The organism is Bacillus sp. URHA0034 (assembly GCF_056280405.1).
This window is the reverse complement of the sequence record NZ_JBWCDK010000002.1, coordinates 5,480,947-5,496,343: the sequence shown is the minus strand read 5'-3', so window position 1 is coordinate 5,496,343 and position 15,397 is coordinate 5,480,947. Positions and strand designations below refer to the sequence as shown.

The 15,397-nt window shown below is 37.7% G+C and carries 16 protein-coding genes; 2 read left to right on the top strand and 14 right to left on the bottom strand.

The window, feature by feature from the left end:
- Positions 1 to 20: 20 nt before the first annotated feature.
- The 7 genes from zwf to ACZ9EE_RS28630 all read right to left on the bottom strand — a co-directional run bounded on the left by zwf (position 21) and on the right by ACZ9EE_RS28630 (position 6,084).
- The gene (gene zwf / locus ACZ9EE_RS28660; protein ID WP_476031958.1) at positions 21 to 1,538 is read right to left on the bottom strand and encodes a glucose-6-phosphate dehydrogenase; all 1,518 of its coding nucleotides are present in this window, start codon (positions 1,536 to 1,538) and stop codon (positions 21 to 23) included.
- A gap of 76 nt (positions 1,539 to 1,614) precedes the next feature.
- Complete coding sequence (gene rpiA, locus ACZ9EE_RS28655; RefSeq protein WP_476031957.1) at positions 1,615 to 2,286, bottom strand: ribose-5-phosphate isomerase RpiA; 672 nt, start codon at positions 2,284 to 2,286, stop codon at positions 1,615 to 1,617.
- A 48-nt stretch (positions 2,287 to 2,334) separates the two neighbouring features.
- Positions 2,335 to 2,469 (bottom strand): BA3454 family stress response protein, encoded by a 135-nt coding sequence (locus ACZ9EE_RS28650; RefSeq protein ID WP_476031956.1) that lies wholly within the window; start codon positions 2,467 to 2,469, stop codon positions 2,335 to 2,337.
- A 230-nt stretch (positions 2,470 to 2,699) separates the two neighbouring features.
- A complete protein-coding gene (locus ACZ9EE_RS28645) occupies positions 2,700 to 3,266 on the bottom strand; it encodes a methyltransferase domain-containing protein (RefSeq protein WP_476031955.1) in 567 nt (188 codons plus the stop codon).
- Positions 3,256 to 4,059 (bottom strand): J domain-containing protein, encoded by an 804-nt coding sequence (locus ACZ9EE_RS28640; RefSeq protein ID WP_476031954.1) that lies wholly within the window; start codon positions 4,057 to 4,059, stop codon positions 3,256 to 3,258. The genes ACZ9EE_RS28645 and ACZ9EE_RS28640 overlap by 11 nt, the downstream gene beginning before the upstream one ends.
- 400 nt (positions 4,060 to 4,459) lie before the next feature.
- The gene (locus tag ACZ9EE_RS28635) at positions 4,460 to 4,855 is read right to left on the bottom strand and encodes a VOC family protein (protein ID WP_476031953.1); all 396 of its coding nucleotides are present in this window, start codon (positions 4,853 to 4,855) and stop codon (positions 4,460 to 4,462) included.
- A gap of 206 nt (positions 4,856 to 5,061) precedes the next feature.
- Entirely contained in the window at positions 5,062 to 6,084 is a 1,023-nt protein-coding gene (locus ACZ9EE_RS28630; RefSeq protein ID WP_476031952.1) for a DUF3231 family protein, read from the bottom strand.
- A 123-nt stretch (positions 6,085 to 6,207) separates the two neighbouring features.
- Here ACZ9EE_RS28630 and ACZ9EE_RS28625 point away from each other — a divergent pair, with 123 nt between their 5' ends.
- Positions 6,208 to 6,453 (top strand): hypothetical protein, encoded by a 246-nt coding sequence (locus tag ACZ9EE_RS28625; RefSeq protein ID WP_476031951.1) that lies wholly within the window; start codon positions 6,208 to 6,210, stop codon positions 6,451 to 6,453.
- A 139-nt stretch (positions 6,454 to 6,592) separates the two neighbouring features.
- Entirely contained in the window at positions 6,593 to 6,802 is a 210-nt protein-coding gene (locus tag ACZ9EE_RS28620) for a hypothetical protein (protein WP_476031950.1), read from the top strand.
- A 144-nt stretch (positions 6,803 to 6,946) separates the two neighbouring features.
- On the opposite strand, the gene ACZ9EE_RS28615 is transcribed toward ACZ9EE_RS28620, so the two are convergent.
- The 7 genes from ACZ9EE_RS28615 to ACZ9EE_RS28585 all read right to left on the bottom strand — a co-directional run bounded on the left by ACZ9EE_RS28615 (position 6,947) and on the right by ACZ9EE_RS28585 (position 15,333).
- Complete coding sequence (locus tag ACZ9EE_RS28615) at positions 6,947 to 7,147, bottom strand: cold-shock protein (RefSeq protein ID WP_042463323.1); 201 nt, start codon at positions 7,145 to 7,147, stop codon at positions 6,947 to 6,949.
- A gap of 179 nt (positions 7,148 to 7,326) precedes the next feature.
- A complete protein-coding gene (gene nagZ / locus ACZ9EE_RS28610; protein WP_476031949.1) occupies positions 7,327 to 9,072 on the bottom strand; it encodes a beta-N-acetylhexosaminidase in 1,746 nt (581 codons plus the stop codon).
- 425 nt (positions 9,073 to 9,497) lie between these two features.
- Complete coding sequence (locus ACZ9EE_RS28605) at positions 9,498 to 11,105, bottom strand: extracellular solute-binding protein (RefSeq protein ID WP_476031948.1); 1,608 nt, start codon at positions 11,103 to 11,105, stop codon at positions 9,498 to 9,500.
- Positions 11,106 to 11,228: 123 nt separating this feature from the next.
- Positions 11,229 to 12,125 carry a carbohydrate ABC transporter permease gene (locus ACZ9EE_RS28600; RefSeq protein ID WP_476033137.1) on the bottom strand — a complete coding sequence of 299 codons (897 nt, stop codon included), beginning with the start codon at positions 12,123 to 12,125 and terminating at the stop codon, positions 11,229 to 11,231.
- Between the two features lie 27 nt (positions 12,126 to 12,152).
- Positions 12,153 to 13,097 (bottom strand): ABC transporter permease, encoded by a 945-nt coding sequence (locus tag ACZ9EE_RS28595; RefSeq protein WP_476033136.1) that lies wholly within the window; start codon positions 13,095 to 13,097, stop codon positions 12,153 to 12,155.
- Between the two features lie 126 nt (positions 13,098 to 13,223).
- Positions 13,224 to 14,315, bottom strand: a complete 1,092-nt coding sequence (locus tag ACZ9EE_RS28590; protein ID WP_476031947.1) for a Gfo/Idh/MocA family protein — start codon at positions 14,313 to 14,315, stop codon at positions 13,224 to 13,226.
- A gap of 64 nt (positions 14,316 to 14,379) precedes the next feature.
- On the bottom strand, positions 14,380 to 15,333 hold the full coding sequence (locus ACZ9EE_RS28585) for an MDR/zinc-dependent alcohol dehydrogenase-like family protein (RefSeq protein WP_476031946.1): 954 nt from the start codon (positions 15,331 to 15,333) through the stop codon (positions 14,380 to 14,382).
- Between the last annotated feature and the right edge of the window lie 64 nt (positions 15,334 to 15,397).

Sequence of the window (15,397 nt, the reverse complement as noted above, 5' to 3'; positions counted from 1 at the left end):
CAATTTCCTCCTAGACTTTTTTATTTCTGAAGTACGGCCTCTTTGTCATCTTGAATAGTTTCATCCAGCCACCACTTGAAGCCATTTTCAGCTAACAAGGAATCAGCGGCATCAGGTCCATACGAACCGGACGGATATTCATAAAGAGGCAATTGATTTTCCTCAAACGCATTCAGGATTGGCTGTACCCATTCCCAAGATAATTCAACCTCTTTCCAATGAGCAAAAAAGGTGGAATCACCAATTAAAGCATCATAGATAAGTCTTTCATACGCTTCCGGTACACTTGATCCATTACGTTCTGAATCCTCACAAGAAAAATTAATTCTTACAGGTTCCAGTTTCCCGTTATTCAAATGGTTTTTACTGTTCAACTGCAAGGTAACATTTTCATTTGGGCTGATTTCAATAATTAATAAATTAGGCTCTACTTTTTGATCAATTTGGTTATATAGAAGTTTTAGCGTATTTTTAAATTCAATAACAATCCGAGTAGATTTTTCCTTCATTCGCTTTCCTGTCCGTATATAGAACGGCACTCCACTCCAATATGGATTATCAATCCATAAACGTGCGGCCACAAATGTATCGGTCTGCGAAGAAGGATTTACGCCCGGCTCCTCAAGATAACCTGCAACTAATTTACCATCCATCTTTCCAGAAGCGTATTGTCCTCGAACAATTTCGTATTGAGCCTCTTCATTACTTACCGGACGAACAGCTTCCATTACCTTTCTTTTCTCATTTCGTATTTCGGCAGCGTTAATCTTATAAGGCAAGTTCATGGCGGTCATCATCAGCATTTGCAGCATATGATTTTGTACCATGTCGCGAATAGCTCCTGCTTGATCGTAATAACCTGCTCTTTGTTCGACACCAACTATTTCACTCGCGGTGATTTGAACATTTGCAATATGTTCTTTATTCCAGATTGATTGGAGAACTGGGTTTGCAAACTCAAGCGCTTCGAGGTTTTGGACCATTGGCTTTCCTAAGTAATGGTCGATCCGATAAATCTCTTCTTCATCAAAGGCACTGCTCAATTTTTCATTAAGTTCGCGTGCCGATTGAAGGTCATGTCCAAATGGTTTCTCGATGATTAATCGTTTCCAGCCCTCCGTTTTACCGAGGCCGCTGCTATTAATATTCAAAGCAATGGTATCAAAAAATTCTGGTGCTACCGATAAATAAAACATACGATTTTCTGCTATTTGCAATTTTTCTTCTCGTTCCTTAACCAGCTTAAGCAATTTTTTGTAATCCTCTGACTTACTTACATCCAACGTACTAAATCGAAAAGCCTCAAGAAATTCTCCTAATTGACTCGCATCATGCTCTAAGCGGCGTGAAAACTCGATAACTGATTCTTTTACTTTTTCCTGAAAATCTAGCTGTGTTAAATTACTTCTGCCAAGTCCAATAATCGAAATGGGCAGTGGCAGCTTTTGATCTATATATAAATTATAAAGAGCAGGGTATATTTTTCTCTTTGCTAAATCCCCTGTTGCTCCAAATAATACAAACGTCATTGATTCCATGTTTGTTTCTCCTCATAATTGAAAATTATATCTATATATCGTATTACTTAATTATTTTCTCTCATCCAATCCTGATTTATTTTCGAGAATTAATGTCAATTTCCTTATGTAGATCTAAGGTAATGACGATGTCAGCCATTCCAACAAATAATCCATTATCGACAACACCAGGAATGAGATTCAGATCTCTTTCTAAATCTCCAGGGTGGGTGATCTCTCGGAAGCTGCAGTCAAAAATATAATGACCATTATCTGTTTGATAAGCGGATCCATTTTTTTGCCGTAGTTTAGGTAATCCGCCAAGCTCTTCTAAATATTTTCGTGTCATTTCCATCCCAAATGGAATCACCTCCACGGGGAGTGGAAAGGATCCTAATGTATCGACCATTTTGTGTGAATCGGCGACGACAATAAATGTGCCAGCCGCTCTCGCAATGATTTTCTCTCGTAATAGGGCACCCCCGCCTCCTTTTATGAGGTTTAAATCTGGGTTTACTTCATCGGCACCATCGATCGCTAGATCAATTTGTTCTATTTCATTAAATGAAACCAATGGTATTCCTAATTCTTTTGCCAATTTCTCGGTTTGTAGAGAAGTAGGGATTCCTTTAATCGAAAGTCCTTGTTGAACCAATTGACCAAGTTTTGTAAGGGTATAAAATACAGTGGAACCTGTTCCTAACCCAATGACCATTCCATCTTTAACATAATCGGCAGCTTTTTCTCCGACTTTTTTTTTCTCATTCAAGGAAGTTTTGCTCCTTTCAGAAAGAACCTGGAGATACCATTTGCCTTTTTATTTTACCCATTGCTTCTTAATTTGTTCCCTTGCGATACGCAGTATTTGTTTTTCTGGTGTGCCCTTCTCCACCATTACATTCGTTAAATAATTTTTACCTCTATAATGAATCATCAAAGTAACCTCCACCATATCTATCACTCCTTTAACGTTCAATTTTATTATCTATTTAGGTAACAATTAGTAACCTGTATCAATTAACGTAACCAATCATACTCCCAGACTTTTTTGTGGTCAAGAAATATAACTCGATTCAAAGATATTCGGAAATAAAAATAAACCGAAAATGGCCAGGTATAGCTACCTTGGCCACTTTCAGTTTAATGTTAGTTTTAGTTTTGCAAAATAAGATCCATTGCTTTCTACGATGCTGATTTCCTGCAAAAAATAGTTTGCCTTCCCTCGTGTTCGTTTTCTTCATAATAAAGAACTTGCCAATCACCAAATACTTTTAACAACTCTTTAGGCTCCAGTTTATAATGAGTGGATATCGCCTTGTTACCTGCTTGAGGTGATTGATAATAAGTCTCCATGAAAAAGTAACCATTCTCTTTAAGACTTTTTTTTATAGAAGGAAAAAGCATCCGATCTAAATATTTGGTGATAACAATCATATCAAAAGATTCGTTGTCCCAGCAGAAATGGTCGAGCGCAGTGAGATCGGCTATCTTGGCATCGATTGAGAGGTTCTTTTTTGCTGCTAGTTCCTGAATATAAGTGATAGCAACATCCGAAATATCGATGGCTTGTACTTGATAGCCTGTTTGGGCAAGAAACATACTGTTGCCTCCAAGTCCGCAGGCAAGATCAAGCGCGCTGCCCCCACTTAGATAAGGAGCTAGCGTTAGTAATCTTGGATTGGTTGCAGGTTCCTCGAGTTGCTCGATCCGTTTCTTATGTTTGCTGTTCCATCTTAATTTACTGTTCATTAATTACACCTTTACTATTTTTATAATGATCATAATCTGTTTTAACGTAATGAAAAACTACTGGATTGCCCCCATGGTCAGGGTGGGTGATTTTTAAAAGTTTTTTATACCTTGTTAAAATTTCCTTCTCACTCGCCGTTTTTGATAATCCTAACTTTTGGCGGTAATCAAGAGTTTGGTCGGATGTGAACACCTGGGCCTTTTCCGGAACTTTTTTTCCTTGTTTAGAAAGTTTATCTTTTAAGTATAACAATTCGCTCCGTAATTCAATATTTTCCTTTAGTACTTTTCTTGTTTCCTTTTGTAATTCATTTTTTTCCAGCTCTAAGTTGAGGATCTCTTTTTGTAATTTGTTTCTTTGCTGGATGAAAGTCTTGACAGATGTTTTATGGAGTTCCTCTAACTCTTTTATATGGTCATCCTGTACTTTGATTTTTGCCTTTAATTCCCGGATCAATTTATCCTGGTCTGTAGGAGAGTTTAGTAAAGGCTTAGGATTTTTCACGCTTGCTATGTATTCAGTCAGCCGATTGCCGTTTCCTACTTTTTGAATCTTACCCTCATACAGCCAGCGTTGAACGACTTGAATCCCTATATTAGCCGCAACACCTGCATCATTTAATAGGTTAATAGCCTGATTGGTATCATCAAGTATATAGTCTGTTTGATGAAACGCACCCTTTGCCTGGTATTTAATTTTCCGTTCTCGCAGCCATCTTCTTACCGTTTCGACGCATTGATCGTCTGAAACTCCTGCGGCTTTTAAAAAGTCAAAAGCTTGGTCTGTGTTCACATTGCTCTCCTTTCCCTCACGAGTTAAAAAGTTGCTCAATAGTCTTAAATTTATAGTTGCTTTTAATCGTGTTCACATTATTTATCTTATCGGAGTTAATGGTTAAAGTGAATGGCTCAAATAGACTAAGAGTAGAGACCCATGACCGGTCTTTTAAGTAAAGGTTGAATAGAGAATGAAAGTCGACATAATTATATTATGTTAACTCAAAAAACCTAATAAGTAATAAGCTGGTGTAAACAAAGTGAAAAGCACCCATATAGGATGCTTTATGTTTCAACCAACTATTACCCTGTTTACATAGAAAATTAAAGGAATTTACTGTTTTTGAATGCACATCTTAAATGCAAGCCAGACAATCTTGACAGAGATCGTATAGAACTATGTTAAAACAGAAATCTTATTTGGCGTTTGCATCTGGCTGATGTATACCAAATATATTTTCTTCCGGATCAATATAGTAACCTTGCCACGCCATACCAGGAAGGGCGTACTTCGGCATGGCAACCTTCCCTCCATTGTTTAAAATTTTCGTTTCCGCCGAATCGTAATCGTCTACACCCATTGTACATGCAAATCCATTTAACGCTTGATTTGTTTCTGGAGGAGCACTTTGGCGCTGCATTAAAGCACCATTAATTCCCGGTTCATCTTTACTTCCAGTTACGGCTCCAAAGTAAGGCATACCTGCATAATCACTCCAGTCCTGAAATGACCATCCAAACACCTCGCCATAAAACTTCTTGGCCCGTTCCATATCATTCACATGAATTTCAAAATGAACTAATCTACCCATAAGAACCTCCCAAAATTAACGTCGCTCTATTTTATGATTGTGTTGTTTTATTAAAATTAAGCTAGTCTATTTTCATCTCTATTATACAGGAGGATATGGTAGAATATCCAGTTTTTACAAGTAAATATTCACAATATATCATACATGATTCATAATGATATTAAAAAAGCCCTTACTGCTAAATGCAGAAGGACTTTATATAAGATTTACAACCGATTATTTTTTCTGATTAATTCATCCCTATCGGATGCGATTGGTGGCTGTTCCAACCATCGATTTTTAATCATGATATTAGCTCCATCCTCAGCATACATCTGAACTTCTATGGATAGTCTGTTATACATTGAACTTAGATCGCCTCGAGGACTTTGACTAACAGCTGTACCATAATAGCCAATGCTCAAAGAAATCAAACCACTTGTGAAGAACATCATCAGTTTATCAGAAAAAGTAGGGGTAGTACTATTTGTTATTTCTGAATCCCAACCCATGGGTGCAGGAAGTTTACTTTCCTCAAGCTTACCTCTTAATAATTTAATATGTTTATTGCCAACTTCTAAACCCTTTAAAAAGAATTGTTTTACATCCTTATTCTTTGCGACCTGACTAAATCCAGTAAGTGCAGCTACCCCCATGGCATTTCTTTGTAGATTCGTAAATAAATTATCGACTTCGGCGGCAACTAATGGTCTTTTTTCTCCGATCACATCTAACATAAACCATTGCTTTTTTACAAATTCAACCTTTTCTAAATTTGGCAGGCTCGGAGATCTGATAAACAATCCTTTAGACAATAATAATTGAGTTGACTTATCATATAATTGCATGGTTTCTGTAAGGCAATTCATGTAATAGGATTTAATATCACTTCTTACAGATGTTGCAACACTACCAGCATAAGTTGTAAGTCCTACCTTAGACATTTGGTTTAAATAATTTAGTACAAAACTGTCGGAATAAAGTCTTGGAGCAGTTAAATCTACATCTTCTTTAATACTAAAACCATATGGAACCACATTTTTTTCCTCTGTTAGTATGGCTGTAATCTTTTGAATATGTAACTTTGATAATTCTAAAGAAAATTCAATTATAGGCTTAATTTCAACATCCTCCACTTTTTCTAAAAAAAATGAAAGAATACATATGCTTGAGCTATCATTTAAGTATTGAAGCCAGAGTTGACCAATTTCACCCGCTGTTAGCCTAATCTGTTTTTCTTTTTCCTCCATAAGTAACCTCCAAAAAAGATATACTACATAATACCTTCCCCATAAATTCCTTTAGTATGCAGTAGTTACCTTAATACCCCAACCTTACCTTTTATATCCAGGGGATTTTTGGATTAAATATGAATGACTCCAGGTGATTATCTTGGGCATAATACAGGTTATATACATTTGAGGTGGGATATTATGAGGCTTAGAAATGGAGATTTTTATACAAATGTTTTGACAAATAAGTTATATAGGCTAAATGAAGATGGCGATAGCAACTGGTACTTAAGTTTGCGTGATGAAGAAGGTTATCATGAAACAGAAAAGACCTCAGGGCGTGATATGATTAGATTGGTAGAAAGTGGGTATAAAAAAAGCAAATAAAAAAAGCTACCTATTTCTGTCAGTCAGGTTCCCTGTAATCAGATGCTGTAGTAGAAAGTCGGTAAAACTTGAAAAAATATAAGAAATTCCAAGGAAAAAGTCCACTTTATGTCGAATATAGAGCTAAAGGGGATGACCAATGAATAAAGTTGAGTTATTAAAAAGATTATTAAATTGTAGTCGAGGGAATATGTTTACATTAGAAATTCCTACTACAAAAGAAGATGAAAAAAAGATTCAAGAATTGGTTAGAGTTTTAGAAACAGAACAAAAAATTAAATTAAGAGAATATGTACAGAGAGAATACTCAGTTTATTTACATGGAATAGTTAAGTATGCATCCGAATAATCGGATGCTTCTTTTTATTGGGGATTTACCATTTGATATACTTGTTTACATATGCCCTACTCATTCATGAGTAGGGCTCCTTTTTTTGAAAGAAAAAATAAAAAACAGACTCTATGAAGAGCCTGCTTTCCCTTGTTCTAATTATTAAGCTTTACGAACGTTAGCTGCTTGAGCTCCACGTTGGCCTTGCTCAACGTCAAAAGTAACTGTTTGACCTTCGTCTAAAGATTTGAAACCTTCGCCTTGGATTGCTGAGAAATGAACGAATACGTCTTCTCCGCCTTCACGCTCGATGAATCCGAAACCTTTTTCTGCGTTAAACCATTTTACTTTACCTTGTTCCATTTTGTTTCCTCCTGCTGTGTGCTTTGCACACAATGTGTTACTATCCTTGCACTCAGTGATCATCAAGACGAAAAGTTAATCTTTTTACTATCCTTTACACCGAACAAAAATAATTCTTCTTAAGTTTAACATTTTTCAATAGTAATTGCAAGAAAACATAAACACAACCATTTGTTTTCTTATTTCCTTTCTATTTTGTACTCATCTAGAAGGTTTTTTATCGACTGGTTCAGCTCTCCTATATCCACATTTTCCATGTTCGTATTGTTAATTCCATATTTCCTTTTTAACATGATAATTCTTCTAACACTATCGTTAATTCTTTGTTCAGAAATCACTCCATTGTGAACAGCGTTTTTTATGGATGTAATCGTTTCGACAATTTTGTTATAATCATGAGCCACTAAAATGATGTCACTGCCGGCATTGATGGAATCCACTGCCGCCGCGCCCATTTTAAAATGGTCAGCGACCGCCTTCATTGTCATGTCATCCGTTATCACAACACCGCTGAAATGAAGCTGTTTTCTAAGGATATCCGTAATGATTACCTTGGACATAGAAGCTGGATAATTAGCATCTAATTTTGGCAGTAGAATATGTGCGACCATGACCACATCGGCCCCATTATCAATGGCACGTTCAAACGGGATTAATTCGAGTTTTTTTAGCTCAGTCAGATTTTTATAGACGATTGGCAACTCGAGATGGGAATCAACCGATGTATCTCCATGACCTGGAAAATGCTTAATCGTAGCGATTATATTTTGCGACTGAATACCCTTCATGGTTTGAATCCCAAGCTTACTGACAACGTCCGGATTGTTTCCGAATGACCTGTCCCCTATTATTGGGTTGTTCGGATTGCTGTTGATATCAAGTACCGGAGCGAAATCAAGATTGAAGCCAAACCCATGTAACTCCTTACCTAAAATCGTTCCAACTTTGTAAGAAAACTGAGAATTATTTATTGCTCCAATCTCTTGATTGGCAGGAAAATTGATAAGTCCTCCTGGCAGCCTGGTAACGCGTCCCCCTTCTTGATCAACACTTAAAAATAACGGCAGGCGATTGTGAACATTTTCAGTCTTTATTTCATTTAGCAGCTGAACCGTTTGTTCCGGATTGGCTAAATTGTCCTGATAAAAAATCAACCCGCCCACTTTGTAATTCGTGATTAAACTTTTTATTTGTGGATCCATTTTTGTACCCGATATACCTGCGATCATCATTTGTCCTATTTTCTCATCTAAACTCATTTCCGAAATGATCTTTTCTACGCTCTGATCTCCTTCTTGATTTTCAACTTGGGTATACACAGAAATATGATCCACTTTGGGATTCGGCTCCTTTTCGGTTGGCTTTGGTAATATCCATTTTAAATCAGTTTGAGAATTAACATGGTATATAAGAATAATTTGGTTATTGAATTGATCTTTATAATACCGAACTTGATCGGGTTCACCGCCTGCCTTCTTAATTTCATTTAATGGAATAGTCTTTAATTGCGAATCATAGGACCTGATATCACTCAATATTTCTCCAAGATAGCCAACGACAACCTGGTGCTTTGTATATTCTTCGTACCTAACACTTGAAGTTTTCGTTGTTTGATTTGGTCTTCCCCATTGATTCGTAACCTCTATTTTTTGGGTCTTGCCGGAAATGAACGGAGAGTTTACTACCTTTCCCTCCTTAGACAGTAAGAAGGTGTTAAGTACTAATGCGCTTAGATTCAAATGTTTATCTTCATTTGAATCGGATGGTTTACTACTAGCCGGGGGGGATGTGCTGGGAGCAGTCTTGTCGGGAGCCTTTTCACCTCTCACCCCACCGAAAAAGTAAATGCCAACAACTAGAATAATAACGAGTAAGAGCGCCGAAAAAATAAGCGGTTTTAAAATGGAGGTACTGCGTTTACGCATAAGATAATTAATTCCTTTCTGCGTCATTTTTTTTAAAAAACATGTGTCCCAATGATCTAGACTGGTATATTCATAGTAACCTATACACTATATATACTCAAATAGAAAAAAAGACCACAGTACCAATCCATCTTTAGAATTATATATGAAATATTTTAAGAGGTTTATTTAGTCGAATTTGAGAGCACTTTTTAGCGCCTAACAGTAAAAAACGCCTTCAAATTCGAAATTTGAAGACGTTTTTTTGCCATTTAGCATGAATTTTGAACTTTTAGTCTGCTTGAACTTAGCCATTCTTCCGCCTGTTGGTGGAACACATAATTGATATATATTATAACAATCTGTGTCTACTATTTAGTCTAGCATCAATATAGAACCTCCGTTAAGCAAAATGTTAACGGAGGTTCATCATGGTTGACCCTTTATTATTTCATTTTATCATAAGTTTCTTGGTAAGCTTGAACGTATCCATCTACGCCAAGTGTTTTGATCTGCTTTACGTAAGCATCCCAATCACTGGTAAAGTTCTTTTTACCCATAATAAATTGAACGGCACTTGATTGAACATAGTTTACGATATCAGTTTTAACCTGAGAAATTTCACTTGCCTTATCAGGATCAACAACATCATTTAACAGGATTTCTGCTGGATGGTGTCCATCATATTTTTCTTTTGTTTGCAAGTATAGATATCTCTCATATCCTTCAACATTATTAACATCTTGTGATGACTGTTGGCCATTATACATATCTTCTGTTAAGAAGGTAAAATCATTATCCCAAAGGATATTGGATGGTTCATCAGGGTTTGTATTCCCTCTGCGGAATAGAGCCGGCTCTCCATTTGCTCCAAGGTCTCCCGGCTTAGGCTCGACCCATCCTTTCCCTTTGATACCAAACATTTCATCAATCGCGCCTTCCTTGGAGTAAATGTAGTCAGCAATTTTAATTGCGGCAATTTGCTGTTCCTTAGATGCCTTATTGGTAATGGCAAATTTGGAGCCATAGATTTGATGTCCATTGTATACGGTTTCTTGTTTTCCATCAGGACCCGTTAACGGAGGAATAGCTTCATAATGTGTCCAACGGGTTGCTTTATCATCGATGGTAAGACCGGCACCCGACCAGAGCCCTGCAAACACACCAACTTGTGGTACATCGCCACCATTTACTTCTTGTTGAATTCCTTCTAATTGTTGTGTAAATGCTTTAGGATCAATTAATCCCTGCTTATATAAATCACGCATATACTCAAGACCTTGTTTCCACTCCGGAGTATCGGCAACAAAACTGATCTTGCCATTCTCAACTTTGAAATAGTTGCCATGATCTGTGTAAGTATAGGCGTTCATGATGAAATTGACCGGGTTCATTTCTTGATCATTCGGGATACCGGTTAAAGGAATTTCATCCTGTTTGCCGTTTCCATTTGGATCCTTTGTCTTAAACGCTTCCAATACCTTCTCCAAATCCGCTGGAGTTTTCGGCATCGGCATATTTACAGCCTTCAACCAGTCTTTGTTAATCCACATTTTGATAGGATAAGTACAGTGATAGCACCCCATCATGCCAGGCAAACCGTAAATTTTTCCATCCGGCATGGTAATCGCCTGCTTAAGCCAAGGCATCGTATCAAATGCAGCTTTGATATTTGGTGCATACTTATCAATCAAATCATTCAACGGCAGCAGGATACCTTGTTTACCATACTTTAACTGGTCAATCCCACTGAAATTTCCGCCGATAAAGGCGACAGGATAATCACCGCTGGATAATAGTAGTTTTTGCTTTTGATCGGCTCCATCTTGAGGAGTCGTCTTGAATTGAATATCAATATTCAGCTTTTTCTCAATTTTTTTGGTCAATTCGTTATTGTTATAATCCGTTACCATTGGTGTTACAGCAGAAAATGCCGTTACGATGGTTTTTCCATCTTTCGTTTTCTCGGTTGCTGTTTCTTTTGAACTGCATCCGGCTAATACAGTTAACAAAGCTGTGATTGAAATTAACGTTTTAATTAAACCCTTTTTCATTCACTAATCGCTCCCCTTTTTGGACTTTAGTTAAGCTTTGAAAACAGGAAACCATCAAGTATCATCACATAACGATCCCCTCCCTTAATACACCTTCAAAAAGAACGTTTAAGGTAATAACAACTATTCTTTTATAGATCCAATCATCATACCCTTGACAAAATGTTTTTGAACGAAAGGATAGAATAACAGAATCGGCAGGCTGGAGATAACAATTAGCGCATACTTAAGAAGGTCGGCTAACCCTTGTAAATGTTGCAATTTATAGGCTACTGCTGGAGAAAGCGTATTCATTTGATTCAAAACCAAGATATTTCTGAGCACTAATTGTAATGGATATAATTCCTGTGAATTTAAGTAAATCAAAGCATCAAAATAGGAATTCCAGTTTCCTACTGCATACATCAGCACCAAAACCGCAAGAATTGGCTTGGAGAGCGGCAAAACAATCCGAGAAATAAATTTGATGTCGCTGCAGCCATCAAGTTGGGCACTTTCATAAAGTTCGGTTGGAATCGTGGTCTTAAAGAAGGTAACTGCGATAATCACCTGCCAGACACCAAGTGCCTTCGGAATAATCAAGGCCCAGCGGGTATCAACCAATCCTAAGTCTTTAACAACCATATAGGAAGGAATTAGTCCTCCTTCAAAAAACATCGTAAACACAATCAGCAACATGATGACTTTTCTTCCAACAAATTCTTTCCTTGAAAGCGGGAAAGCAATTAGCACCGTTAATATAAGCTGAACAATAGTTCCGACAACCGTATAAAATATTGTATTAACAAAGCCGGTTACCACCTGGCTATTGTTAAACACCGTTTTATAAGCGATAAGGGTTGGCTTGATTGGAAAAATCGTCACTTCACCTTTTATGACGGCATTAGGATTGCTAAATGATGATGCTACTATATTAAGCAGAGGGTATGTGACGATAATCAAAATAAGTGTTAATACTGTGTAAATGATAATGGTTAATATTCGGTCACCTAAGGGTTCTTTAATCGCACTTGATTTCATCAAAATAAGCCTCTCTTTCCATTGAAATTACCATAAGCTGTTTTCTGAAGTTCTTCGGGCAATCCAGTTCACCACAAATAACAAGATGAAATTAATAACAGAGTTAAACATTCCTATTGCGGTTGCATAGCTATAATTATCATTTATCAGACCCATCTGATAAACATAGGTTGCGATAATCTGAGAACCAGGTAAATTCACCGGATTTTGAAGCAATAGAACTTTTTCAAAACCTACACTTGTTAACTCGCCAATTGACAGAATTAAAAGAATGGTAATGGCAGGCATAATCCCAGGAATATCTACATGGATAATCTTTTGCAATTTCGAAGCCCCATCCACTTTCGCTGCCTCATATAACTCGGGATTTACCCCTGCCAAGGCGGCCAGATAAAGGATCGAAGAATAACCAGTATGCTGCCAAACTTCGGTTAAGGCATATACATACTTAAAGCCTACTATACTTGCCAAGTAATTGGTCGGTTTCACGCCAAAAAGATGCAAAAGCTTTGACACGATCCCGTTATTGGGATCAAGGAACAAAAGAATCATACCGCACATAACGACCACCGAAATAAAATGCGGCGCAAAGGTAATTGTTTGGCTTATCTTTTTATAAAAGCCTGCTCGCACTTCATTCAATAGCAATGCCAGAATAATCGGTGCAGGAAAGGTAAAAACCAAGGTCACGACGCTGATCATTAATGTATTTCTTAAGGAATCCCAAAATTGCGGGGAATGAAAAAATCTAGTAAATTGATCAAATCCAACCCATGGGCTATGCCAAATTCCACCTACCACATTGAATTCCCGAAACGCAATTTGCAATCCGGCAAGTGGGATATATTTGAAAATAATAATATACAACATCGGCGGGACAATTAATAAATAGAATTGCCAATGCTTTTTCATTTTCCTCCAAGTTGTACTTGACCTGGTCACTTTTGTTTTGTTCACTGCTTTCTCTGTCACGACTTCCAAGGAATAACCCTCCTTTTTATTAATCTATCATTGTATTCTATTGTTCCGTCAGGGCTGTCCTTATTCCATATACCATTCTGCGAGGGAACCCAAAGGATTCAGGGTCCCTCGAGGTTCCTATTTCATTACGAAGCTAGCTCTTAAAACTTCGATGATTTGCTTAAATAATTTCAAATCCTCTTTATAATCTTCGATGGAGGTTTTTGGTGTCATTCCCTTGGTGATTACATCATATAAGTATTCAAGTTCATGTGTGTAGGGATCTTTGAAGGTAGGTCTAACGATCGTTTGATTAAATGATTCATCTATCGTTTCAGCAATATGAAGGTTCGTTGGCAGATGTCTAATGTAGGGGGTATCATATTGAACCTTAAGTGTTTTGGTCGGGCTGTATACCTCAAGAGAGGCATCAAATCGTCTTTGCTTGTCAACGCCTGTTTCGAAGGTTGTGTAAAAGCCGTCATATTCAAAAATCGCAGTTATAAATTGACCTGAGTTCGATTGTACCGCTGAGACAACTCGTTTTGGTACACCGATTAGTTCTCTCATCGCCGATAAGTCGTGGCTGCCTAGACCGCATAACATTCTGTAAGTACCGTATAGCTCATCAGGAACGTCCCCGATTGCCTGTCTCACCATCTCTTTACCTCGAAGATATTTTTCTTTGATGGCGGACTCAGGTATGTCACTAAAGCGGTGGACTCTACTGGATTGTTCAATCATCAATCTGTTTTCGCCGATAATATCGCGAACTCTTACGTAATTAATTTTTTCTAATTTTTTCACTTCTTCAACCGCTTGAGTGAACGCCGGGGCATAGCGTCTCATATAGCCAACCATGACTTGCACACCAGCTTCATTACGAGCTTTGATAATTGCGTCTGCTTCTGCCAAATTTAACGTGACCGGTTTTTCTACAAACACATGTTTTTTATTCTTAATGGCTGATAGGACACAGTCAGTATGGTACTCATCAGAATTTAGGACCATAACCAGGTCTAAATCGTTTTGCTTTGTTAGTTCATCGGCATCGGTATACAGATTATCAACTTGATATTCTTCTCCTAAGACGCTGAGCAATTGCGGGGAAATATCGCAAAGTGCGGCGATTTCAAATTGATTGGATAACGCTCTTAAAATAGGTAAATGGATGATTTGGGCCACTTCTCCCAACCCTATTAAACCGACCTTTACTTTTGTCAATATCATCAACAACCTTTCATACTGTTATTAAAATCTCCAACTCTAGCGAGTTGAGTAAGACGGCCTTCCATTAGTCATTTCTAATGACTGCTTTAATAAAGCCATTTGGTTTGGCGTTGGCAGTTTCAAAAGCTTCATTAATTTGATCAATCGTAAAAAAGTGTGTAACAAGCGGCTCCATTTGTAATTGATGATTATTCAACAATTTTATGCCCATTCGCATTCCATCAATGTATACCTCAGGATCACGTTCATGCGCATTGACGACGTCAAGCCCCTTCCAATTCCAGGTTTGTACGTCAATTGTTCTCGGGCCGCCTTGATGGTAGCCAAAGATAACGATTCTGCCTCGAATTTTGACAAGCTTGGTTGCCAAATTCAGCGGTTCCTGATAACCAGTACTCTCGATGACCACATCTGCACCCCGGCCATCAGTAAGCTCGAAAACTTTGTCGACAATGTTTTCCTTGTTGGGATTTAGAAAAACATCGACACCGAGCTTTTCGGCAATCTCCTGTGATTCTTCGCGGGGATCAATCGCAATGATTTTTGACGCCCCTTTCAATTTGACTCCTTGCAATATCAGTGCGCCCATGAATCCTAGGCCAATCATTACAACGGTATCTCCGATCTCGACTCCGGATCTTTTAGTCCCATTCATCGCACAGGCGATTGGTTCACCCAAAGCCAACTCAAATGGGACATGATCGGCAATTTTAACGACGGCTTTTTCAGGGACAGTTATATATTCAGCATAGCCTCCTTTTTCTGTAAAAACAGTGACACGGTCACCAGGCGTAAATTGGGTAACTTCTTCACCAATTTTTTCAACTACACCGCTGACTTCATGGCCAATAAAAAGTGGATTTTCAACATTAAACTCTTTATTTCGCCACATCCCCAACTCCGAGGAACAAAGCCCGCAGGCCTTCATTTTAACTAAAACTTCATTTGGTTTTGGCGTCGGTATTTCAATGTCATAGACTGAAAAACTTCCCGCTTTGACCATTGCTGCAGCCTTCATATTGTCAACTCCTCTAAAGATAATAAAAACGTTTACATTACAAATCGTAATAGTGTTTTTATTT

Bases quoted from the DNA above. Each gene is read 5' to 3' on its own strand.
- zwf (WP_476031958.1), bottom strand. From the start codon at position 1,538: ATGGAATCAATGACGTTTGTATTATTTGGAGCAACAGGGGATTTAGCA.
- ACZ9EE_RS28650 (WP_476031956.1), bottom strand. From the start codon at position 2,469: ATGGTGGAGGTTACTTTGATGATTCATTATAGAGGTAAAAATTATTTA.
- ACZ9EE_RS28645 (WP_476031955.1), bottom strand. From the start codon at position 3,266: ATGAACAGTAAATTAAGATGGAACAGCAAACATAAGAAACGGATCGAG.
- ACZ9EE_RS28635 (WP_476031953.1), bottom strand. From the start codon at position 4,855: ATGGGTAGATTAGTTCATTTTGAAATTCATGTGAATGATATGGAACGG.
- ACZ9EE_RS28630 (WP_476031952.1), bottom strand. From the start codon at position 6,084: ATGGAGGAAAAAGAAAAACAGATTAGGCTAACAGCGGGTGAAATTGGT.
- ACZ9EE_RS28625 (WP_476031951.1), top strand. From the start codon at position 6,208: ATGACTCCAGGTGATTATCTTGGGCATAATACAGGTTATATACATTTG.
- ACZ9EE_RS28620 (WP_476031950.1), top strand. From the start codon at position 6,593: ATGAATAAAGTTGAGTTATTAAAAAGATTATTAAATTGTAGTCGAGGG.
- ACZ9EE_RS28615 (WP_042463323.1), bottom strand. From the start codon at position 7,147: ATGGAACAAGGTAAAGTAAAATGGTTTAACGCAGAAAAAGGTTTCGGA.
- nagZ (WP_476031949.1), bottom strand. From the start codon at position 9,072: ATGCGTAAACGCAGTACCTCCATTTTAAAACCGCTTATTTTTTCGGCG.
- ACZ9EE_RS28605 (WP_476031948.1), bottom strand. From the start codon at position 11,105: ATGAAAAAGGGTTTAATTAAAACGTTAATTTCAATCACAGCTTTGTTA.
- ACZ9EE_RS28600 (WP_476033137.1), bottom strand. From the start codon at position 12,125: ATGAAATCAAGTGCGATTAAAGAACCCTTAGGTGACCGAATATTAACC.
- ACZ9EE_RS28590 (WP_476031947.1), bottom strand. From the start codon at position 14,315: ATGATATTGACAAAAGTAAAGGTCGGTTTAATAGGGTTGGGAGAAGTG.
- ACZ9EE_RS28585 (WP_476031946.1), bottom strand. From the start codon at position 15,333: ATGAAGGCTGCAGCAATGGTCAAAGCGGGAAGTTTTTCAGTCTATGAC.